21 protein-coding genes are annotated in these 21,979 nt (G+C 70.7%); 15 read left to right on the top strand and 6 right to left on the bottom strand.

Translation table 11 applies throughout. The features are described from left to right. Nucleotides 1-138: 138 nt before the first annotated feature. Both LGI35_RS18685 and LGI35_RS18680 read right to left on the bottom strand, forming a co-directional pair. Complete coding sequence (locus LGI35_RS18685; RefSeq protein WP_227294949.1) at nt 139-1,182, bottom strand: SEC-C domain-containing protein; 1,044 nt, start codon at nt 1,180-1,182, stop codon at nt 139-141. 40 nt (nt 1,183-1,222) lie between these two features. Further along, the gene (locus tag LGI35_RS18680) at nt 1,223-2,002 is read right to left on the bottom strand and encodes a DUF3592 domain-containing protein (RefSeq protein WP_227294948.1); all 780 of its coding nucleotides are present in this window, start codon (nt 2,000-2,002) and stop codon (nt 1,223-1,225) included. A gap of 123 nt (nt 2,003-2,125) precedes the next feature. Here LGI35_RS18680 and LGI35_RS18675 point away from each other — a divergent pair, with 123 nt between their 5' ends. From LGI35_RS18675 to LGI35_RS18660, 4 genes are all read left to right on the top strand, one after another. Continuing rightward, nucleotides 2,126-2,890 carry a class E sortase gene (locus LGI35_RS18675; protein WP_227300362.1) on the top strand — a complete coding sequence of 255 codons (765 nt, stop codon included), beginning with the start codon at nt 2,126-2,128 and terminating at the stop codon, nt 2,888-2,890. 112 nt (nt 2,891-3,002) lie between these two features. Beyond that, entirely contained in the window at nt 3,003-3,314 is a 312-nt protein-coding gene (locus LGI35_RS18670; protein WP_116512795.1) for a DUF6412 domain-containing protein, read from the top strand. A 106-nt stretch (nt 3,315-3,420) separates the two neighbouring features. Next, nucleotides 3,421-4,194 carry a YidC/Oxa1 family membrane protein insertase gene (locus LGI35_RS18665; RefSeq protein WP_227294947.1) on the top strand — a complete coding sequence of 258 codons (774 nt, stop codon included), beginning with the start codon at nt 3,421-3,423 and terminating at the stop codon, nt 4,192-4,194. 114 nt (nt 4,195-4,308) lie between these two features. Continuing rightward, the gene (locus tag LGI35_RS18660; RefSeq protein WP_227294946.1) at nt 4,309-5,166 is read left to right on the top strand and encodes a fumarylacetoacetate hydrolase family protein; all 858 of its coding nucleotides are present in this window, start codon (nt 4,309-4,311) and stop codon (nt 5,164-5,166) included. Nucleotides 5,167-5,274: 108 nt separating this feature from the next. Here LGI35_RS18660 and LGI35_RS18655 read toward each other — a convergent pair whose 3' ends face one another. Beyond that, nucleotides 5,275-5,739: a heme-degrading domain-containing protein gene (locus LGI35_RS18655; RefSeq protein ID WP_227294945.1), complete on the bottom strand. Its 465-nt coding sequence runs from the start codon at nt 5,737-5,739 to the stop codon at nt 5,275-5,277. Continuing rightward, a complete protein-coding gene (locus LGI35_RS18650; protein WP_227294944.1) occupies nt 5,736-6,833 on the bottom strand; it encodes a Gfo/Idh/MocA family oxidoreductase in 1,098 nt (365 codons plus the stop codon). The genes LGI35_RS18655 and LGI35_RS18650 overlap by 4 nt, the downstream gene beginning before the upstream one ends. Between LGI35_RS18650 and LGI35_RS18645 the strand changes: the two genes are divergently transcribed. The 11 genes from LGI35_RS18645 (at nt 6,832) to LGI35_RS18595 (ending at nt 17,785) form a co-directional block, all read left to right on the top strand. Next, nucleotides 6,832-8,118 (top strand): ROK family transcriptional regulator, encoded by a 1,287-nt coding sequence (locus LGI35_RS18645; RefSeq protein ID WP_351438047.1) that lies wholly within the window; start codon nt 6,832-6,834, stop codon nt 8,116-8,118. The two genes, LGI35_RS18650 and LGI35_RS18645, sit on opposite strands and share 2 nt — an antisense overlap. A gap of 123 nt (nt 8,119-8,241) precedes the next feature. After that, nucleotides 8,242-9,270 carry a peptidase gene (locus LGI35_RS18640; RefSeq protein ID WP_227294942.1) on the top strand — a complete coding sequence of 343 codons (1,029 nt, stop codon included), beginning with the start codon at nt 8,242-8,244 and terminating at the stop codon, nt 9,268-9,270. Nucleotides 9,271-9,361: 91 nt separating this feature from the next. Next, nucleotides 9,362-10,120: a GntR family transcriptional regulator gene (locus LGI35_RS18635; protein WP_227294941.1), complete on the top strand. Its 759-nt coding sequence runs from the start codon at nt 9,362-9,364 to the stop codon at nt 10,118-10,120. Between the two features lie 186 nt (nt 10,121-10,306). Then, complete coding sequence (locus LGI35_RS18630) at nt 10,307-11,362, top strand: ABC transporter ATP-binding protein (RefSeq protein ID WP_227294940.1); 1,056 nt, start codon at nt 10,307-10,309, stop codon at nt 11,360-11,362. Further along, on the top strand, nt 11,355-12,227 hold the full coding sequence (locus LGI35_RS18625) for a 2-aminoethylphosphonate ABC transporter permease subunit (RefSeq protein WP_227294939.1): 873 nt from the start codon (nt 11,355-11,357) through the stop codon (nt 12,225-12,227). The genes LGI35_RS18630 and LGI35_RS18625 overlap by 8 nt, the downstream gene beginning before the upstream one ends. Continuing rightward, entirely contained in the window at nt 12,214-13,011 is a 798-nt protein-coding gene (locus tag LGI35_RS18620; RefSeq protein WP_227294938.1) for an ABC transporter permease, read from the top strand. Before LGI35_RS18625 ends, LGI35_RS18620 begins: the two co-directional genes overlap by 14 nt. Before the next feature lie 50 nt (nt 13,012-13,061). Then, entirely contained in the window at nt 13,062-14,123 is a 1,062-nt protein-coding gene (locus tag LGI35_RS18615; RefSeq protein ID WP_227294937.1) for a 2-aminoethylphosphonate ABC transporter substrate-binding protein, read from the top strand. A gap of 140 nt (nt 14,124-14,263) precedes the next feature. Beyond that, nucleotides 14,264-15,043, top strand: a complete 780-nt coding sequence (locus LGI35_RS18610; protein WP_227294936.1) for an HAD-IIA family hydrolase — start codon at nt 14,264-14,266, stop codon at nt 15,041-15,043. Between the two features lie 99 nt (nt 15,044-15,142). Next, nucleotides 15,143-15,706, top strand: coding sequence for a hypothetical protein (locus LGI35_RS18605; protein ID WP_227294935.1), 564 nt, complete (start codon nt 15,143-15,145; stop codon nt 15,704-15,706). Nucleotides 15,707-15,719: 13 nt separating this feature from the next. Then, nucleotides 15,720-16,394 (top strand): class F sortase, encoded by a 675-nt coding sequence (locus LGI35_RS18600; RefSeq protein ID WP_227294934.1) that lies wholly within the window; start codon nt 15,720-15,722, stop codon nt 16,392-16,394. Nucleotides 16,395-16,747: 353 nt separating this feature from the next. Further along, on the top strand, nt 16,748-17,785 hold the full coding sequence (locus tag LGI35_RS18595; RefSeq protein ID WP_227294933.1) for a glycoside hydrolase family 6 protein: 1,038 nt from the start codon (nt 16,748-16,750) through the stop codon (nt 17,783-17,785). 66 nt (nt 17,786-17,851) lie between these two features. On the opposite strand, the gene glxA is transcribed toward LGI35_RS18595, so the two are convergent. Next, nucleotides 17,852-19,789, bottom strand: coding sequence for a radical copper oxidase GlxA (gene glxA, locus LGI35_RS18590; RefSeq protein ID WP_227294932.1), 1,938 nt, complete (start codon nt 19,787-19,789; stop codon nt 17,852-17,854). Further along, nucleotides 19,786-21,705 (bottom strand): glycosyltransferase family 2 protein, encoded by a 1,920-nt coding sequence (locus LGI35_RS18585; protein ID WP_227294931.1) that lies wholly within the window; start codon nt 21,703-21,705, stop codon nt 19,786-19,788. The genes glxA and LGI35_RS18585 overlap by 4 nt, the downstream gene beginning before the upstream one ends. Between the last annotated feature and the right edge of the window lie 274 nt (nt 21,706-21,979).

Genomic DNA, 21,979 nt, shown 5'->3' with positions numbered 1-21,979 from the left:
CGCTTGCCCCCGAAAGTCATCTGGCTTATGCAGATGTTCTATCAGGGGCCAACGATGTTCTGGCTGGGTGAGGAGTTTTGAGTGAGCTGCCGTTCCTGACGCGCCCCGTGGGATCACTCCGCCGAGGCCCAGGAGCTGCTACCCCTGCGCCCCATGACACTCCCCATAAACCCGCCCCGACCCGCACCAGCACTCCGCCCCCCGCTCCGGCGGCCACGGAATCGCGCGGCCTCGGGCCGCCAGCGTCGTGGCGTACTGCGGCAGCAGCGACGCGTCTGTGGGGGACGAGGACTCCGACGCCGCGAACGCCTCGTACGACGGGACCGTGCCCGCGACGATGCCGAGGTTCGGTGTGCCCGAGGCCGCGAGTTCGCGAAGGGAGGACTCTATGGTCGCCAAGTGCTCTTCGTGGGACGGGTATTCGGCGGAGAGGGAGGGGTACGCGGCCAGGAGTTCCGTCAGCTCCGTCGACGGCCAGTTCAGTACCGCCACCGGGAACGGGCGGGACAGGGCCTGCCGGTACGAGCCCAACTCCGCGCGCAGGCGCAGGATTTCGGCCCTCAGCTCCGCCGGGTTGTCCGAGCCGAGCGCCCACGTCCGGTTCGGGTCGTGGAGTTCGTCCAGGGTCACCTCGGCCTTGTTGACGCGGTCGGCCAGCGCGTCCCACTCGTCGTGCGCCGAGCCGATCAGGCGGCGTACGCGGTGGCGGCCCAGGAGCAGCGGATGCGTCTCGTACGGCGGGTTCGTGCGCTCCGCCTCCGGCAGGAGCAGCGTCAGGGCCTCCGTGAAGGACTCCTGCGCCGCTTCCAGTTCGTCGTGCGACTCCAGGGCCTCCGCCACGATCACGTACGCGGCCGGGTCCCTGGGGGCCGCGGTCCGGATGCCCGTGATGATTGCGCGGGCCTCGGCCTCGTGGCCGTACTCCCACAGGTTCGCGGCCATCAGGGCCTTCACCAGATGCGGCTGGTCCAGCTCGGACGGCGGTCCGGCGATGAGGCCGTCGTACAGCGAGGCCGCGCGTTGGCGGGCGTCCGCCAGTTCGTAGTGCGCCGCGGCCTGGAGGAGCAACTGCTCCGCGTCCTCCGGGTACAGGCCGGCGATGCGCTCCAGGCGCTCGGCTTCGGCGATGTGGTTGACAGGGTCTACAGGCTCGGCGGGCGTAGCAGGCGTGTCGGGGCGCATGGGTGACACCGTACTGCCGACCACCGTCACCGGCGCCAGGTCACCACAGCCTCGCGTAGCCGTTGCTTTCGTTCAATACGTACGCCATGCGCACGACCACCACGGCCAGCGTGCCCGCCCACAGGACCGTCCCCGCCCACAGCCAGACCACGCACGAGCGGTAGCGGCCGTCGGTGTCCAAGGCCGCGAGACCGGGGTGTGCCGGGTCGAAGCGCACGCGTACGCGGCGGCCTTCCGGGAGCGCGTGGGGGCCCACCTCGTCGGGCAGCGCCTGTTCGTGCGCCGTGCCGTCGGCCGCCGTCCAGCTGACCACCGGGTGCAGCACCGCGTACGACGCCTCGTTCGACGCGACATGGCCCGTCACCGTCGCGTCGACCACCGTGCCGGTGCTGCGCCGGAGCGTCTCGGTGACGAGTTGCAGCACTTGTGAGGTGGCCAGGACGAGGCCTGAGACGAAGGGGATCAGCGCGAGCAGCCAGAGGGGACCCATGAGGCGTGAGCTTAAGGGCGGGCCGGCCGGACGGCCCGCAGGCAGCCGGGCGGGGAGTTCACCGGTGAGGTCCGGCCGGTCGGTTCCCTGGTGAGTTACGGAGGCAGGGCCTATCTTGCGGCCGTGCGCGAGCGGAAGCAGCGGGAGTGGCGACGGGATCGCGACCGGGACCGGGACCTGGGTCGCGACCGGGACCTGGATCGGGATCGCGACCGGGACCGGGACCTGGGTCGCGACCGGGACCTGGATCGGGATCGGGATCGGGATCCGGAGCGTCAGCCGGTCGTCGTGCGGCAGGGGCCGCACGCTGGACGCCGTGTGCCCGGGCATTGGCCCTCAGCGCCGCGCGCAGGACGCCGCGCGTTCGGTCGCCGCCCCTCGACCACCCAGGGCCGCCCGCAGAGGCGCCGCCCCGCGGCCCCGGGCCCTTCGCAGGGGCCCCGCCCCTCGGCCCTGCGCCGCGCCCTGTGGACCGGTGCCGAGGTCACCGTCACTCTCGGGGTCGTCCTTCTCCTCCTCGTCGTCCATCAGCTGTGGTGGACGAATCGCGAGGCCAGAGCCGGTGCCGAGCGCAAGGTGCGGGCGCTGGAGCACGAGTGGGCGGCCACCCCCTCGGACGGGCGGGGTGACGGGGGCGGGGACGGCGCCTCCGATCCGGCCGGTGACGACACCCAGGCCGGCTCGTCGGGCGGCGCTGGGGCCGGGAGCGGGTCCGGGGGCCGGACATCCGCCGACTCCACCTCCGTCTCCCGCGAAACGCCCCGCTGGGACCAGGCCTACGCCGTCCTCACCATCCCGCGCCTCGGCCTCACCGTCCCCGTCGCCGAGGGCGTCGGGAAGCAGAACGTCCTCAACAAGGGTTACGTCGGCCACTACCCCGCCACCGCCCAGCCCGGCCGCCCGGGGAACTTCGCGCTCGCCGGGCACCGCAACACCCACGGGGAGCCCTTCCGGTACATCAACCGGCTGCGCAAGGGCGACGAGGTCCAGGTCCGTACCCGCGGCGCCGTGTACACGTACGTCGTCGACAAGACCCTCGCGCAGACCTCCGCGCGCGACGGCGGCGTCATCGCGGGTGTGCCACGCAGCGAGGTCGTGCGGGGTGCCGGGTACAGCGAGCCGGGGTACTACATCACGCTCACCACCTGCACACCCGAGTACACGTCCAGGTACCGGCTCGCGGTGTGGGGGAAGCTGCGGTCGATGCGGCCCCGGTGAGCGGGTGGCCGAGAAGCCGCCCCTTCATCCGGTCGGGGCTCATCCTGTATAACGGGCAGAACGCCACAACACGTGGGCACGGACGAAGCAGCGGGAAGGAGGGACGCCGGACATGACGCGCACCTGGGCCACGGCCCTGCGGCCCGCCGCCCTGCTCCTGTTCCTTCTCGTCGAGACCGTTCTCGTCGACACCGGCAGCCTCACCGCCGCCGTCGCGTTCGCCGCGACCGCCGCCGCGGGCTCCGCGCTCGCCGTCTGCTCCCTGCTCGCCGCGCGCAGCGCCCCCGCCGTGCCCCGCACCCGGGTCCGTACAGCGATGCGCGACCGTGAGCAACGCACCGCGTTCCTGCCGCAGCGCGATCCCGACGCCCGAGGGCGCAGTCGCCCCCGAGCACCCGGCCGTCTCCTCCTGACGGCCGCGTAGGGGACCCGCTCCACCCGCAGTCCCCCTACGGGCCGTCACGCCGATCGGCCGCCCTTCCCGGCGGTCTTCCGATTCCGGCACGACGGGACCCCCGGAGGGCTCACCCATGTCGACGTTCATGTCTGTCTTCGCCAGCCTGGTCGAGCACATCGCCGACCTGCTCGACCCGCTCTTCCACGCCTCGGCGACCGCGGCGGCGATCGTCCTGTTCACCGCGTTCGTACGCCTTCTCGTCCACCCTCTGTCCCGGGCCTCGGCCCGCGGGCAGCGCCAGCGCGCCAAGCTCCAGCCGCGCATCGCCGAGCTGCGCAAGAAGCACAGGAAGAGCCCGGAGAAGCTCCAGAAGGCGATCATGGAGCTGCACAAGGAGGAGAAGGTCTCGCCGCTGTCCGGCTGCCTGCCGAGCCTCTTCCAGCTCCCCGCCTTCTTCCTGCTGTACCACCTGTTCTCGAACGGCAGCATCGGCGGTGAACCCAACGCCCTGCTCGGCCACACCCTCGGCGCCGCGCCGCTGGGCGGGCGCTTCAAGGACGCGCTCGCGGACGGCGGTCTCTTCGGCGTGCAGGGCGTCGTCTATCTGGTCCTGTTCGCGATCGTCGCGGCGGTGGCGAGCTTCAACTACGCGCGCACGAAGCGTCAGATGGCCGCCCAGCCGATGCTGCCGGCCGCCGCGGACGGGCCGCAGGCGCCGGGCGCGGGCGCGATGGCCTCGATGACGAAGATCATGCCGCTGATGTCGTTCATGACGCTGTTCACGGTGGCCTTCGTGCCGCTCGCCGCCGCCCTGTACGTGGTGACGAGCACGACGTGGAGCGCCGTCGAGCGGGCCGTCCTCTACCGCGACATGCCCTCCGCCGCGGCGCTTGCTACTGCCGCGTAAAGGTCCAGTCCGTGAACGAGGTATTGCGGACTGGACAGGGACCTTGGACGATCGACCAGTCCTCCGATGGCTGCACCCGTCGCGAGGTCCCTCCTCGATCAAGGAGTCTCAACCATGAAGCTGCTGCGAGTCGGTACCGCTGGGGCGGAGCGCCCGGCCCTGCTCGACGCTGAAGGTGTCCTGCGTGACCTGGGCGGAGTCGTCCCCGACATCGACGGGGAGCTGCTCGCCGACGATGCGGCGCTGGGGCGCGTACGGGCCGCCGCCGAGTCCGGCGAGCTGCCCGCGCTCGACGCGGACGGCCTGCGGGTGGGCCCGCCGGTCGCGCGGATCGGCAAGGTCGTGTGCATCGGCCTGAACTACCACGACCACGCCGCCGAGACCGGCGCCGAGCCGCCGTCGGAGCCGGTCGTCTTCTTCAAGGCGGCGGACACGGTCGTCGGCCCCGACGACACCGTGCTCGTACCGCGCAAGTCCGTGAAGACGGACTGGGAGGTCGAGCTGGCGATCGTCATCGGGCGTACGGCGCGCTATCTGGAGTCGCACGAGGAGGCCCTCGCGCACGTCGCCGGATACGCGGTGTCGCACGACGTGTCCGAGCGCGAGTTCCAGATCGAGCGCGGCGGCACCTGGGACAAGGGCAAGAACTGCGAGACGTTCAACCCGCTGGGCCCCTGGCTCGTGACGGCGGACGAGGTCGCGGACCCGCAGGCGCTCGGCCTGAAACTGTGGGTGAACGGCGAGCTGAAGCAGAACGGCTCGACGGCCGACCAGATCTTCCCGGTCGCCGAGGTCGTCCGGTACGTCAGCCAGTTCATGACCCTGTACCCGGGCGACGTGATCAACACGGGGACGCCGGCGGGTGTGGCGATGGGGCAGCCCGAGCCGAAGCCGTATCTGCGCGCCGGGGACGTGGTGGAGCTGGAGATCGAGGGTCTGGGGCGCCAGCGCCAGGAACTCAAGGACGCGTAGCGCTCCGCGTGGGGGCGGGGGAACCGCGGGGGCCGGTGGCCGTTTCGCCGGCCGCCGGCCCGTGGTGGCTGGTCGCGCGGTTCCCCGCGCCCCTTACGGGGCGTGTGTCTAGCCCGTGATGAAGAGGTCCAGGGCCTTGACCACCAGTGCGTGGTCCTCCAGCTGGGGGAGGCCGGAGACCACCACCGCTCCGATGACTCCCGCGCCCTCGACGGCGAGCGGGAACGCGCCGCCGTGCGCCGCGTACGTGTCCGGGTCGAGCCGGGACGAGTCCTCGAACGTCGTGCCCTTCGCCCGGAAACGGGTTCCGACCAGCAGCGACGAGCAGGCGTAGCGCTCCACGACGCGGCGCTTGCGGGCGATCCAGGCGTCGTTGTCCGGAGTCGAGCCGGGGAGTGCCGCGTGGAAGAGCTGCTGGCCGCCACGCGTGATGTCGATCGCCACCGGAGCCTTGCGCTCCCTGGCCAGCTCGACGAGCAGCGAGCCCAGCTCCCAGGCGTCCTCGTGACCGAACTTCGGCAGGACCAAGCGCCGCTCCTGCTCCTCGATCTCCTCGACCGTCGGCGCGCTCACAGGGTCACCGTCACACCGTCGCGGGCCGAGCGGCGGGCCGCCTCCAGGACGTCGAGCGCGGCCGCGGCCTGCTCGGCGGTGACCGGGTTCTCGCCCGTGCCGCGCAGGGCGGCGGCGACGGCCGCGTAGTACGCGGGGTAGGCGCCGGGGAGCGTCTCGACGGGGCGTCCCCCGCCGGTCAGCGGGGACTCACCGGAGCCGATCCGTCCCCACATCGACTCGGGCTCCACGCCCCAGGACTCGCCGGCTGCCGGGATCACGCCCTCGCGCAGCACCGCCTCCTGCGGGTCGAGGCCGTACTTCACGTAGCCGGCCTGCGAGCCGAGGACGCGGAAGCGCGGGCCGAGCTGGGCCGCGGTCGCGGAGACGTAGAGGTGGGAGCGGACGCCGTTCGCGTGCGTGATCGCGATGAACGTGTCGTCGTCGGCCGCCGCGCCCGCGCGCCGCACGTCGGACTCCGCGTGGACCGAGACGGCCGGGCCGAACAGGACGAGGGCCTGGTCGACGACGTGGCTGCCGAGATCGTAGAGGAGACCTCCGATCTCTTCCGGGTCGCCGGACTCGCGCCAGCCGCCCTTGGGCTGCGGCCGCCAGCGCTCGAAGCGCGACTCGAAGCGCCAGACGTCGCCGAGCTCGCCCTCCGCGATCAGGCTCCGCAGCGTGAGGAAGTCGTTGTCCCAGCGGCGGTTCTGGAAGACCGAGAGCAGCAGGCCGCGCTCCTCGGCGAGCGCCGCCAGCTCGCGCGCCTCGGCCGCGGTGCCGGCGATCGGCTTGTCGACGACGACCGGGAGGCCCGCCTTGAGGGCGGCCGTCGCGATCGGTACGTGCGTCTTGTTCGGGGAGGCGATGACGATCAGGTCGAGCTCGTCGGCCCGCGCCCACAGCTCGTCGGGGGTGGCCACGCAGCGGATGCCGTCGCCGAAGGAGGCGCGGGCCTGCGCCTGGCGCTCCGGGTTCGAGGTGACGACCGTGTCGAGCACGAGGCCGTCGGTCGCGGCGATCAGCGGGGCGTGGAAGACGGAGCCCGCCAGGCCGTAGCCGACGAGACCGACGCGGAGGGGGGAGCCGGTGGTCCCAGCCGTACCTGATGTCATGCCTTCAGTCATGCATCCACTTAAGCAACGGTGTTGCCAAAGTGCAAGCGGAAGGGACAATGGGGGAGTGAACAGGGCTTACTCCGGGGTCAATCTGGCGGTGCTGCGAGGCCATAACGCCGCACTCGTACTCGATCTGCTGCGCACGGCGGGTGACGAGGGCATCAGCAGGCTCGAACTGGCCGAGCGCACGGGCCTCACCCCGCAGGGCGTCAGCAAGATCACGGCGCGGCTCAGGGAGCAGGGCCTGGTCACGGACACCGGCCGGCGCGCCTCGACGGGCGGCAAGCCGCGCACCGTCCTGCGCCTCGTGCCGGACGCGGGGTACGCGGTCGGGCTGCACCTGGACCGCGACGAACTGACGGCGGTCCTGGTCGACCTCGCGGGCGCGGTCGTCGCCGAACGCCGCTCCCCGCTGGCCTTCGGCGCGGGCGGCGACGCGGTGGTGGAGGCGGCGGCGCGCGAGGTGGAGGCGCTGCTCGCGGAGGCGGGAGCGGGAGCGATCGCAGGAGCGGGCGACGGGGACGCGGACGCGGGGGACCCGGGCCGGACCGACGCGCAGGACCCCGTACATCCGGAACCCCCTACCCCCGGCGTCCTGGGCGTGGGCGTCGCGCTGCCCGGTCCCCTCGACCACATCTCCGGGGTGCTGCACCGTGTCACCGGCTTCCCCGAGTGGGACGGGTTCCCGCTGCGGGACGCGCTCGCGGGGCGGCTCGGGCTTCCGGTGGTCGTGGACAAGGACACCAACGCGGCCGCGCTCGGCCTCGCGCTCGCCGGGTGCGGCGACGCGTTCGCGTACCTCCACCTCGGTACGGGACTGGGCGCCGGACTCGTCCTGGGTGGCGCGCCCTACCGCGGGCCGCACACCGGTGCGGGCGAATTCGGCCACCAGGTGATCCAGCTGGACGGCCCGCTCTGCGGCTGCGGCAATCGCGGCTGCATCGAGGCGCTGTGCCTCGCGGCGGTCGCCGCCGGTTCCTTCGACGAGGCCGCGCGCGTGCTCGGCGAGGGCGCGGCGAACATGGTCGGCCTCCTCGACATCGACCTCGTCCTGCTCGGCGGGCGTACGGTCGCGGCCGCCGAGGAGCGCTTCGTCGAAGGGGTGCGGGCGGTGCTCGGGGAGCGGGCGCGGCGCGGGGGCACGGTGGAGGTCCCGGTCCTGCGTGCGCCGGGGTCGGAGAGCGTGGTGGTCGAGGGCGCGGCCCAACTGGTCCTCGCACCCCTGTTCGGCCGGGCGCACGGTCGCTTCCCGGCCAACCGGAATGACAGAAATCTGAGCTGATCGAGCGGAATCGCTCGTGCATCGGGCCGTACGGGGCCCCGCTGGTCCTGCGCAGGGCGCGGCGCGCGTGACACGGTCGCGGCGGATGTACCCTTCCCGACCCGCGATCAGCAAAGGCTCCCCATGCGACCGCGTATCCCGCTCGCCGTCACCGCCATGGCCCTGACCTCGGTGGTGATTGGCGGCCCCGCCCTCGCGGCCGACCCGGTCGGGTCCGGGTCCGGGCCGCGCGAGCCCACCTGCTCCGCCGAGCACCCCGCCGACTTCCCGATCGGCACCCGCATCCACGGCGGCCCCACGACCTACCACCCCGGCGGCGGCTTCCGGACCTGGTCCCTCGACCTGACGAACAAGACCGACGCCGAGTGCGCCGGCATCCACCCCGTCCTCGTACTCATCGACAAGCAGCGGACGCTGGTGACCCGGCAGATCCAGCTGGAGTTCTCCGACGGCGGGCGCCAACACCCCGTCCGCTTCGAACGGACCGACCGGGACGAGAACATCGGCGTCTTCGACGACGGCTTCCCCGGCTTCCGAGTGGGCCCGGGCAAGACCGTCACCGTCCGGGCCCGGCTCGCCTTCACCTCCGACACCCGCCCGAACAGCGTCGTCGCCAACGCGGCCGTCGTGCAGCGCCGGGACGACGACGGCGACTGGGTGGGGGAGTCGGGCGACTACCGGTTCACCCTGACCGACGAGGAGAGGGACGAGGGCGGCGAGCCGTCAGGGCGGCCCCCGGGCGAGGCGTCCGGACGGCCTCCCGGCGAGCAGCGCGACGAACCCGGCGCAAGGGATGACGGCCTGCTGGAGCCCGGCCGCGACAGCGGCACCGCGAGCGGCCGGCCCACCGACGGGCCCGGCCCCACCACCACCGCCCCCAAGCCCACCGCCACCGCCCCCGATCCCACCCCCAGCGCCGATACGGAGACGGGTGCCGGTACAGGCACGGACACCGGCACAGGCACAGGCACAGGCACCGAGGACGACCAAGGTGACCACGGCGACCGAGGCGATCTCCCCCTCGCCCCCGGCGAACTCGCGCGGACCGGCCCGCGCTCCCTGCGCGGACTCGGTCTCACGTCCGGCGCCCTGCTCGTCGGCGGCGCGGCCCTCGTGGCGGCCTCCCGGCGGCTGCGCACCGACCGCCGGTGAGGGTGGATTCCGGCCACACCGCCCGCCGCGCGCACCGCGCTGCGGGACCGCCCCCGACACCGCGTCAACGAATGTCTGCGAACATCCCTGGGTGGATTACCCGAACGACCAGGCACCTGGCGCACCCGTACGCGCCGGCATCCCCGAGCACGGCCGCATCCCGAAGTACTACGCGGTCAAGGCCCATGTCTCCGCGCTCCTCGACGAGCTGGGCGAGGGCGAACCGCTGCCCACCGAACGGGACCTGGCCCTGCGCTTCGAGGTGGCGCGCGAGACCGTGCGCCAGGCGCTGCGCGAGCTGCTGCTCGAAGGGCGCCTGCGCCGCCAGGGCCGGGCGACGGTCGTCGCCGGGCCCAAGCTGGAGCAGCCGCTGTCGATGGCCAGCTACACCGAGGGCGTGCGCCGCCAGGGCCGCCGCCCGGGACGTACGCTCATCGGCCTCGACCGCTTCCCGTGCCCGCCCGCCCTCGCCGGCGAGATCGAGGTCGAGCGGGGCGAGCCGGTGTGGCACATGGAGCGTGTGCTGCTCGCCGACGACGAGCGCGTCGGCCTGGAGAGCACTTATGTCGCCGTGGCGCGGATGCCGCGCCTCGACGTCGACTTCGACCCGGACTCGTCCTTCTACACGTATGTGCACGAGCGGCTCGGGATCGAGTTCGGGTCCGCCGACGAGCGCATCGAGACCGTGCTGGCCACCCCGCGCGAGGCCCTCCTGATCGGCACGCCGCCCGCCCTGCCGATGCTTCTCATCCACCGGGTGTCGTCCGACACGAGCGGCCGGCCCACGGAAAGGGTGCGGACGCTTTACCGGGGAGACCGGTTCTCGTTCACCACGCGTTTGGGCAACTGAGCGCCGGGGGGCGACAGTTGACCCACATCGGTAACGGAAACGTAACGGGTCTAGGCCAACCTTGGGGGGCCGTTCACCGTCTCGTTGCCGTGCGGACCGGTGCGGGTCATCCGTCCCGAGGAGCGTGGCCGCCGTGAGAGAGAAGACCGACCCCATACCCGCCGTGCGCCTGGGAGCTGAGAGCTGATGGCCAGCGGCATCCGCTTCGACAAGGTGTCCGTCGCCTACGGTGCGAACACCGTCCTCCACTCCCTCGACCTGACGGTCGAGCCCGGCGAGGTCATGGCGCTGCTCGGCCCGTCCGGCTCCGGCAAGACGACGGCCCTGCGCGCCGTCGCCGGATTCGTGCGGCCGGCGACGGGCCGCGTCCTGATCGGCGACCGCGACGTCACGGACCTGCCGCCCCACCGGCGCGGCATCGGCATGGTCGTCCAGCAGTACGCCCTGTTCCCGCACCTGCGCGTGGAGGACAACGTCGCCTTCGGCCTGAAGGCGCAGAAGGTCGCCAAGGCCGAGATCCCCGCCCGGGTCATCGAGGCCCTGGAAATGACCGGCATGGCCTCCTACGCGAAGCGCTACCCGCGCGAGCTGTCCGGCGGACAGCAGCAGCGCGTCGCCATCGCGCGGGCCCTCGCCATCCGGCCCGGGGTGCTCCTGCTCGACGAGCCGCTGTCCGCGCTCGACGCGCAGTTGCGCTCCGGCATGCTGGCCGAACTGGCCCGCCTGCACCGCGAGTTGCCCGACGTGTCGATCCTCTACGTCACCCACGACCAGGTCGAGGCGCTCACCCTCGCCGACCGGATCGCGGTCATGGACAAGGCGCGGCTCCAGGACTGCGGGACCCCGCAGGAGCTGTACCGCAGGCCCCGCACCGAGTTCACCGCCTCCTTCGTGGGCAACGCCAACCTCCTTCCCGTACAGGTGGGTTCGGGGTCGGTGTCCTTCGCCGGCGCCCAGCTGAAGGTGCCCACCGGCGACGTCGCCTCCGGGGTGTCCGCCACGCTGTGCGTGCGCCCGCACCTCGTCGGACTCGGCGACGGGCCCAACGCCCTCACCGGCTCCGTGTCCGAGGTCCAGTGGCGCGGCTCCACCCACCGCCTGTACGTCGACGTGGACGAGCACCGGCTCAAGGCCGACCTGCGTGAACTGCGCACCCCGCCCGCGCTCGGCGACGAGGTCACCGTGCACTTCGCACCCGAGGACGCGGTGCTGCTCTCGGCCGGGGTGAGCAAGGATGGCTAGCGCCACGCTGAGCACGCCGGTGAGCAAGGCGGCGAACCCCCGCAAGGGGATGCCGAAGTGGGTGTGGGCGCTGCCGCCCGTCGCCGTACTCGCCCTCGTGTTCCTCTACCCGCTCGCCCTCGTCGTGCAGCAGTCCGTGCGGCCCGACACCGGCGGCACCTCCCTCGCGCCGTACGCCGACGTCTTCGCCTCGTCCGCGTTCCGGGAGGCGCTCGGGACGACGGTGTGGCTGGCGCTGGGGGCGACCGCCGGATGCCTCGTGCTCGGGTTCGCGCTCGCGCTCGTCATCGCGTTCGTCCCGTTCCCCGGCGGAAAGGCCGTCGCCAAGTTCATCGACGTGTTCCTCTCCTTCCCGTCCTTCCTGATCACCCTCGCGCTGCTCTTCGTCTACGGATCCGTGGGCATGGCCAACGGACTGTGGACGGACGTCACGGGCGCCGCCTCCGGGCCCTTCCAGTTCCTGACCACCCCGTGGGGCGTGCTCCTCGCCGAGATCACGTACTTCACGCCGTTCGTGATGCGGCCGCTGCTCGCCGCGTTCTCGCAGATCGAGACCGCGCAGCTGGAGGTGGCGTCCTCCCTGGGCGCGAAGCCCGCCCGCATCGTGCGGCAGGTCATCCTGCCCGAGGCGCTGCCCGCGCTCGCCGCCGGTGGCAGCCTCGTCCTCGTCATGTGCCTCAACGAGTTCGGGATCGTGCTCTTCACCGGCGCCAAGGGCGTCACCACGCTCCCGATGCTCGTGTACAGCAAGGCGATCCTCGAGTCCGACTATCCGGGCGCGTGCGTGGTCGCCGTCGTCAACGTCCTGATCTCCGTGGGCCTCTACGGCCTCTACCGGGTGGTGAGCCGCCGTGCTGGTGCATAGCCGTAAGGGCAGGTGGGCCACCTGGGTCCTCTTCTTCGCCCTCTTCCTGCCCCTGTTCGCGCTGCCGCTGCTCGTCATCGTCGCCGCGTCGTTCGCCACGAGCTGGTCGAGCGCCCTTCCGACCGGATTCACCGGCGGTCACTACCGGGCCGCCACCAGCGGCGCGTCCCTCCAGGCGCTCACCACCAGCCTGGTCACCGCTGTCAGCGCCAGCCTCCTCGCCCTCCTGATCGGCACGTGGGCCGCGCTCGCTGCCGCCGCGCTCAAGAAGGGCGGCCGCAGGGTGCTCGACGCCCTGTTCATGCTGCCGGTCGCCGTGCCGTCCGTCGTGGTCGGCCTCGCCGTGCTCGTCGCGTTCTCCCAGCCGCCGATGGTGCTCAACGGCACCCGCTGGATCGTCATCCTGGCGCACACGATTCTTGTCACGGCGTTCGCCTATCAGTCGGTTTCGGCCGCGATCGTACGACTCGACCCCGCGTACGAACAGGCCGCCGCGTCGCTCGGCGCCCGCCCCTCGTACGTCCTGTGGAAGGTGAAGCTGCCCCTCCTGCTGCCGTCCCTGAACGCGGCCGCGGGACTCTGCTTCGCCCTGTCCATGGGCGAGCTGAGCGCCACGATGATGCTCTACCCGCCGGACTGGATGCCGCTGCCCGTGCAGATCTACGCGATCACCGACCGCGGCTCCCTGTTCACCGGATCGGCGATCTCCGTGATCCTCATGGCGACGACGCTGCTCGTCCTGCTGCTCGTCTCGCGGATCCGCACCAAGGCCTCGTACCGCTAGGCCCCGTACCGCCCCCATGCCCTGACCCTCTGCAAGGAGTTCACCTCGCCATGCGCAGAAACACGCTCAAGCCGATCGCCGCCGTCACCGGAAGCATCGCCCTCGCCGCCACCCTCTCCGCCTGCGGCGGCAACTCCGCCGCCTCCGACGCCAAGACCGTCACCGTGTACAGCGCGGACGGCCTCAAGGGCGAGAACGGCGACGGCTGGTACGACCAGGTCTTCAAGGACTTCACGAAGAAGACCGGCATCAAGGTCGAGTACGTCGAGGGCGGCTCCGGCGAGATGGTGCAGCGCGCCGCCCGCGAGAAGTCGAACACCCAGGCCGACGTCATCGTGACGCTCCCGCCGTTCATCCAGCAGGCCGACGGCAAGGGCCTCCTGCAGAAGTACACGCCCCAGGGCGCCGACCAGGTCGACGGGGCCGACAAGGCCGCCGACGGCACCTGGACCTCCGTCGTCAACAACTACTTCGGCTTCGTCTACAACAAGAAGGACCTGAAGACGGCGCCCACCACGTGGGACGAACTGCTCGACGGCTCATACAAGAACAAGCTCCAGTACTCCACGCCCGGCGTCGCCGGCGACGGCACCGCCGTCGTGGTCAAGGCCATGCACGACTTCGGCGGCAAGAAGCCCGCCATGGACTATCTGAAGAAGCTCCAGGCCAACAACGTCGGCCCGTCCGCCTCCACCGGCAAGCTCGCCCCCAAGGTCGACAAGGGTGAACTCCTCGTCGCCAACGGCGATGTGCAGATGAGCTTCGCGCAGTCCAAGACCATGCCGAACCTCGGCATCTGGTTCCCGAAGAAGGCCGGCGGCAAGCCGACCTCGTTCGCCCTGCCCTACGCCGGCGGCCTCGTGAAGAACGCCCCGCACAGCGAGAACGGCAAGAAGCTCCTCGACTTCATGCTGTCCGCCAAGGCGCAGCAGCAGGTCAGCTCCATCGGCGGCGGCTTCTCCGCGCGCAAGGACGTCAAGGCCACCGACGAGAACGCCATCGCCCTCGCCAAGGTGATGGACGGCGTCGAGATCTTCGAGCCCGACTGGAACGACATCGACAAGAACCTCCAGACGTACGTGACGGACTGGAAGTCGGCGACCGGCAGCTGACCTGCGGACCCGCTTCCGCGGACTCGGCGGGGTCAAGATCAGGCGGTGCTGATTAGGCTGGGGGCGTCGGCACAGCGTGGTCCCGGCGTCCCAGCTATTTCTTGACCCCAGTGTTTTCTTGTATGGCAGGAGACCGGCACATGGCAGAGCGCAAGCCCATCGAATCGTGGCTCACCGACATGGACGGTGTGCTCATCCACGAGGGCGTGCCGATCCCCGGCGCCGATGCCTTCGTCAAGAAGCTCCGCGAGTCGGGCAAGCCCTTCCTGGTGCTGACGAACAACTCGATCTACACCGCCCGCGACCTCCAGGCCCGGCTGACCCGCATGGGCCTGGAGGTGCCGGTCGAGAACATCTGGACGTCGGCCCTGGCCACCGCCAAGTTCCTCGACGACCAGCGCCCCGGCGGCACGGCGTACGTGATCGGCGAGGCCGGTCTGACGACGGCGCTGCACGACATCGGGTACGTCCTCACCGACCACGACCCCGACTACGTGGTCCTCGGCGAGACGCGCACCTACTCGTTCGAGGCCATGACGAAGGCCGTCCGACTGATCAACGACGGCGCCCGCTTCATCTGCACCAACCCGGACGAGACGGGCCCCTCCACCGAGGGCCCGCTGCCCGCCACCGGCGCCGTCGCCGCGCTGATCACCAAGGCGACCGGCAAGCAGCCGTACTTCGCGGGCAAGCCGAACCCGCTGATGATGCGCACCGGCCTGAACGCGATCGGGGCGCACTCGGAGACCAGCGCCATGATCGGCGACCGTATGGACACCGACGTCCTCGCGGGCCTCGAGGCCGGGATGAAGACCTTCCTCGTCCTGACGGGGCTCACGGGCAGGGCCGACGTCGACCGCTATCCCTTCCGGCCTTCCGAGGTCGTCGATTCCATCGCTGACCTGGTCGAACTCGTCTGATCCCGGTCCCGGGGGCGGCCGTTTCCGGTGCCCCCGGGATGCGGATCGGGCCCGCGCGCGTGACCCTTCCAATACAGGAGGTTCACAATGCGTAGAGAGATGTTCGCTCTCCGTGCCATAGGGGCGGCCGCCGTTCTGGTGACACTGCCCGTCGCCGCCGCCCACGCGGAAGGCGGGGGATCCGACGGATCCACCGGTTCCATCACCGTCACCCCCTTCGCCCCCGCCCCCGGGACCCAGGTAGACCTCAGGGTCTCCGGTTGCAGGGAATCCAAGGGCAAGGCCTACTCGGACGCCTTCGAGGCGCCCGGCGATCTCGCCCCGTCCGCCGACCAGCCCACGCTGACCACCCAGGCCCGCATCCGCTCGTCCGCGACGCCCGGGATCTACGAGATCAGGGTGACCTGCGACGGCGTCACCGGCAGGGTCAAGGGCAGCGTCGAGGTCCTCCAGGAGGGCCGCCCCGCGCCGGTCCCCACCGCACCCGTGCACGCGGGCGGCGGCGGTACCGCGCAGCTCACCGCGGCCCACACCACCGAGATCACCGACGGTCTGCGCGAGGAGGGCCCCGGCACCCGGCACACGGTGCTGGGCCTGGTGCTCGCGGCGGTCGCGGCCGTCGCCGTGGCCCTGCGCAGCGTCCGCCGGCGCCGCTCAGAGTGAGCGGGGGCCGATCATGGCTGACGGCGAACGACCGCACGGCAACGGGCGGCTCGTGACCGGAGTGGCCTGGGCCGTACTGCTGCTCGGCCTGTGGCTGTGGGGCCGCGGAGTCACCGATATCCACGGCCTGTCCGCGCCCACCACGGGCGACGCGGCCGCCGTCGGACGGCCGCTCGGCGTCGAACTGCCGCCCGCGCACAAGCCGATGGCCGGCGCGGAGCCGCAGCGCATCGATGTCTCCGCACTGAAGATCGAGGCGCCCGTGAAGGCCCGCGGCCTCGACGGGAACGGCGCGATCGACCCGCCGCCGTTCTCGCAGGCAGGCGTCGTCGGCTGGTACGGCGGCGGCGTGAAGCCGGGCGAGCGCGGCACGGCCCTGCTCGTCGGGCACGTCGACACGGACACGAGGCCCGCCGTGTTCTACCACCTCAGCTCGGCCAAGCCGGGCGACAAGGTGCGGGTCGCGCGGGACGACCACTCCGTCGCCGAGTTCACCGTCGACGACGTGCAGGTCTTCAGCCGCGACCGGTTCGACGCGCAAAAGGCTTACGGCCAGCGGCAGTCCGACCGGGCCGAGCTGCGGCTGATCACGTGCGGTGGCTCCTTCGACCGGGCGTCGCGCACCTACACCGCCAACGTCGTCGTGTCCGCGTACCTCACCGGTGTGACCGACGCGCCCGCGCGCTGACAACCTGGCCCGGCCGGCGGCCCGCTCCCCCCGGGGAGACGCCGGCCGGGCTGGTCCTCGACCGCGCGCGCTCGGGCTGCGGGAGTAACCCGGCGTCGGCGCGGGAGGTCAGGAGAGACCTGCTCTCCCGGAGGTGGTGCAGGCCGGGGCTCGGGCCGCTCACGACGACTCTAGAGCGGATGGGCGACGCGGCCTAGAGGCTGTTTGACGCCAAGTCCGGATGCGCTCGCGGCCTCGGTGAACACCGAACGCGGGGGCTGTAACAGGTATTTGACGAACCCTGTCCGCCCTCGTGGTCGCCGCGGCCCGTATGCCAGGATTGAGAGTCGTACAGGGCACCCAAGGGGGAGTGGATGTACCGCAAGGACGCAGGCCGCGTACGCGGTGTCGGCGCCTGGGGGGTGAGGGCGGGAGCGGCGGCCGTGGGGGCGGCGCTGCTGGTGTCCGGATGTTCCTCCGGGGACGGCAAGGACAAGAACGGCTCACCGTCACCCGTGAAGCAGCAGCCGAAGGGGTCCGACCCGTACTGGGTCAACCCGGACGGCAGCGCCGCCAAGCAGGTCGCCGCCTACGAGAAGGCCGGCAAGAAGGACGACGCCGAGCAGATCCGGAAGATAGCCGAGCAGCCGAGCGGCGAGTGGATCCTCCCGGAGAACGCGGAGGACCAGGCCCGGGGCTACACCGAGGCTGCCGACGAGGCCGACCGGGACGCCCTGCTCGTGCTCTACAACATCCCGCACCGCGACTGCGGCCAGTTCTCCAAGGGCGGCGCGGCCGACGGGAACCAGTACCGGGCGTTCATCGACAGCGTCGCCAAGGGCATCGGCGACCGGCACGCGACGGTGATCCTGGAGCCGGACGCCGTGCAGCACATGGTGGACAACTGCACGCCGGAGGAGTTCCACGAGGAGCGTTACGACCTCCTCAAGGGCGCCGTCGGCAAGCTCAAGTCGTTGAAGAACACGACGGTCTACCTCGACGCGGGCAACGCCGGCTGGGGCAAGCCCGACCAGATCTTCCAGCCGCTCCAGTGGTCCGGCATCGACCAGGCCGACGGCTTCTCGGTCAATGTGTCGAACTTCTACACCACCGCGGACTCCGTGAAGTACGGCAAGGAGCTCTCGGCGAAGGTCGGCAACAAGCCGTTCGTCATCGACACCAGCCGCAACGGGAACGGGCCCTACACGGGCGGCAACCCCGACCAGCGCTGGTGCAACCCGCCCGGGCGGGCGCTGGGCGAGGAGCCCGGCACCAAGACGGGCGACCCCCTGGTCAAGGCGTACCTGTGGGTCAAGCGGCCCGGCGAGTCGGACGGCGACTGCAAGGGCGGCCCGAAGGCGGGGGCCTGGTGGCCGGAGTACGCGATCGGCCTCGCCAAGGCCACCAAGTAGGGGCAGCGGCCGGAAAGCAGCAAGGGGGGTGGGGGCCCGGGCCCCCACCCCCCTACGTATTTGCCCCTACGGCACGTGCACCCACTGTGCCTTGCTGGGCGTGCCCTGATCGTCCGTCACGAACAGCATGTACCAGCCCGACTCGACCAGGCTGCGGTTGTTCGGGATGGTCACCGTGACGCTGTCCTTCGACTTCTTCAGGTCGAGGGCGATCGACGTCTGGTCGACGTCCGTGACGTGCGTGGACGCGCTCGGCCTGATCAGCCGGGCCGTCCTGATCGCCGTCGCGTGGTCCGACTTGTACGTCGCCGTGCCGCCGCGCGCGACGGTCTTCGTGCCGCCGCTGAGCGTGGGCCGCGAGTCCTGGTACAGATACGGCGGCGTGTAGATCTCGATGCGCTGCTCGAAGACGCCGGGCTTGGTGTTCGCCTTGTCGGCGTAGAGCGAGTCCGAGCCGAAGAACATCACGCGGCCGTCGGGCAGCAGGAGCGAGCCCGAGTGGTAGTTGCGGCCGACGAGCGGGTCGGCGACGCGCTTGAACGTGTTGGTCTTCACGTCGTACAGCCGCGCCTGGTGGATGTTCGAGTCGCCGCGGCCGCGGTAGTCCTCGGAGCCGCCGGACACCAGGACCGTGTCGTCGGGGAGCGTGGAGGACTGCGGGTAGCGCGTGCCCTTCTCCAGCTCGGGCCCGTCGACGAACTTCGGGTCCTTCGCCTTGAGATCGACGATCCGCGTCTTGCGGCTCGACTCCTTGGACTCGCCGACCCCGCCGCCGCCGACCACCATGTAGCGCTGGTCCTGCGCGGGCGGCAGCTCCACCGTGCCCGCGGTCTCCATCAGTTCGGGGTCGCTCAGCCCGGGAATCTTCTGGAACTTGTTGGTCGCGAGATCCCAGATGCCGGGCGTGCGGCCGACGTTGTCGGGCCCGTAGCCCGCGTTGGCGCCCGAGTAGAAGATCCTCCCGTCCTCCATCTGGAAGAGGGCCGGGTACGTCGGGAACTGGCGGATCCCCTTGGTGTACGTCCACTTCCTGGTCTTCGGGTCGTACGTCTCGTTCTTGCCCGGCACGAGCTGGCCGATGTCGTCGAGCCCGGAGACCGAGAGGACCTTGCCGTCCGAGAGCGTGGTCAGCGTCGGGTACCAGCGCGCCTCGTTCATCGGGTCGACCTTGATGTACTTCTCGGCGACCGGGTCGAACTCGTAGCTGTCCCTGATCCCCTGGAAGTCCTTCTTGTCCAGGGCGAGCTTCTGCGCGATGCCGTAGACGTTGCGCGCGTCGGCGCCCTTGAGGCCCTGCACGCGGTAGTTGTCCTGAGTCCCCGTCTCGTACTTCGTGCCGCTCTTCTGCGCCTCGACGTAGACCCGGCGGATGCCCGGGTCGTTGCGCAGGAACCTGCCCGTCTGGGGGTCGAAGACCTTCTTCGCCCGCTCGATGGTGATGTTCTCGCTGGTGACGAAGGTCTTGCCGTTCTCCTTGCCGGTGAACCTGGACCCCTTGGGGATCGTCTTCGGCTCGTCCGGGTCCTCGTTGTGGACGATCATCAGGCCGCCGGCCTTGGTGACGTCGCCCTTGAGCTTCTCGTAGCTCTTGGTGCCGCCGGCGATGAGCAGATTGCCGTTGGCCAGCTGCGTGTGGCCCGTGCAGAACAGGTCGCTGGGCGTGGGGATCTTCTTGATCGTCCCCTTCACCGGGTCCCACAGCCGGGTGTCGAACTTCTTCGCGTCGAAGTTGTCCTGGTTGTTCCCGGACCCGGCCACGAGCAGGATCTTGCCCGTGTGCAGCAGGGCGGCGTGGATCGTGTTCTGCCGGTACTCCTTGGGGAACTCGACGATGTCCCACTTGCCGTTCTCGGCCTTGTACTCAGGTCTGTTGATCTTGTACTCGTGGTACTTCGCCGAACCGAACCGGTAGAGCCACGGACCGTTCATCCCGGCAAGCGCTAGCACCACCACCGAGCCGATGGCTATGCGTCGGGCACGGCGGCGGCTGGCACCGTCTTTCATTTCTTACGTCCCCCAAGGGCGATCTGCATGGTCTGGTCGGGCGCGGCCCAGGTCGGCTTCTCCTGCGCGGCGTGCGCCGGTGGAGCCAGGTGCTCCCCTTGGTCCGGGGGAGCGGCCGGCGGCTTCGGCTTCTTCCTGTCCTGCCGCATCGTCCATCGCCAGGCGAAGATCGGCGAGGCCGTGATGAGCAGCGCGAAGGAGGCCCAGGTGAGCATCGCCGGGTGCGCGTGCCCGAACACGAAGGACGCGGTCATGGACGCCGCGAAGACCAGGATGAAGAACAGGTGGATGCGGAACGTGCCGAACAGTGTGTCGGGGCTGGCCGACTCGCCCTTGGGGGTCACCACGAACTTGCTCTTGCGCCGCAGCACGGCGTCCATCAGGGAGCGTGCGTAGATCGGCGCGGACAGCGCCGACATCACCATGCCCGCGATACCGCCGGAGCCCTCGGGCTCGTGCGGCGACACGTTGTGGCGGCGGTTCCAGATGTAGAGGCCGATCTGCAGCGCGGACGCGTTGCCGTACAGCATCAGCCAGATGGTCGGGTCGATGTTCACGCCGGACGCGCCGAGACCGAGGAACAGGGCGCAACTCAGCGCCGCCAGGATCCAGTTCATGGCGGACATCGGGTAGAAGATGACCATCATCGTGTAGTTGAAGAAGCGGCCCGGCGGCAGCGAGAACGGCGCCTTCCAGAACTGCTTGAGGATCGTCTCGTACGTGCCTCGGGACCAGCGCAGCTGCTGGGTGAAGAAGTCGGTCCAGGCGTTCGGTCCCTCACCGACGGCGAGCACGTCGGGCGTGTAGACCGACTTCCACTTCTCGCCCGTGGCCGGGTTCTTGGCGCGGTGGATCTCGAAGCCCGTCGCCATGTCCTCGGTGATCGAGTCGTACAGACCGCCGATCTGCTTGAGGGTCCTGATGCGTACGGCGTTGGAGGTGCCGACGAACATCGGGGCGCCGTAGGCGTTGCCCGCGCGCTGGATGAGCGCGTGGAAGAGGAACTGCTGGGACTCGGCGGCCTTCGTGACGAAGGAGTCGTAGTTGCCGTAGACCTGCGGGCCGATGACGAAGCCGACGTTCTCGTCGCGGAAGAAGCCGAGCATCCGCTCCAGGTAGTTGGGCAGCGGCACGTGGTCGGTGTCGACGGAGGCGAAGTAGTCGTAGTCGTCGCCGTGCGCGTCCAGCCAGGCGTTGTAGTTGCCGTGCTTGGTCTTGGCGCGGTGCGGGCCCTTGGCCTGGTTCCACCTCGCGACGCCCTTGCGGGAGAAGTGGTGCACGCCGAGGCGCTCGCAGACCGCCTTCACCTCGGGGTCGTCGCCCTCGTCGAGGAGCCAGATGTGCAACAGCCCCCGGTGGCGCAGCTTCACGGCCGCCTCCAGGGTCTTCGTCACCATCTCGATCGGCTCCTTGCCGGGCACGAACGAGGTCAGGAACGCGACCCTCGTGCCGGTCTCGGGCACCACCGGGATCGGGTCGCGGGCGACGAGCGTGGCGTGCGCGTTCGACAGCACGTTCATGCAGCGGAAGAACTCGATCAGACCGATCGACACCAGCATCACGACGTCGAGCGCGGGCAGGAAGTCGTACGCCGGGTAGTCCCGCTCCGTCCAGTGCTCGGGCTGGAGCAGCCAGAAGAGCAGTACGAGAGACAGGAGCGGCGCGGCGCCCAGCATCAGCGCGGCCCGCAGCCGGTGCGGCTCCTGTGAGAGCAGTGAGCGGTACTGCACCTTGTACGGCTTGCCGGGATCGGGCTGGGTCAGCGGCCCCGCGAGCCGGCTGTAGTGCTCGTAGTCGTAGCGCGGCAGGGCCTTCTTGATGCGACGGAAGCCGCCGGTCCGATGCGGCGGCACGCGTAGCTGGGTGGTCTGGGACGGGTCGAAGTTCTGCCGGGCGCCTGTCGGCGTCGACGTCATGAGTCATTCCCCCCGCACGCAAGTCACTGCGTGGTCGTCGGTCATCCGTCCGGTTCGGTCCCCCTCGACCTCGCCGGACGTGTCAGTGGCAGGCCACGGTCCCCCGTCTAAGACTGAGACGGCGGCCTTCCGGTTGCATGATGCCCCCCTCGGCATCGCTTCATGAACGGGGCCCCCACCCCTGAGTCGAGCGCAACCGGCGCCGGCCGAGTGCCGGTCCCAACTGCCGTGTGCCGCCTGCCTCATCGGAGCCAATGGCTCCAGGACAGGGTTC

Source organism: Streptomyces longhuiensis, assembly GCF_020616555.1.
GTDB lineage: Bacteria > Actinomycetota > Actinomycetes > Streptomycetales > Streptomycetaceae > Streptomyces > Streptomyces longhuiensis.
Note: the sequence above shows the minus strand (reverse complement) of the source record. Positions and strands in the feature narration are given on the sequence as shown.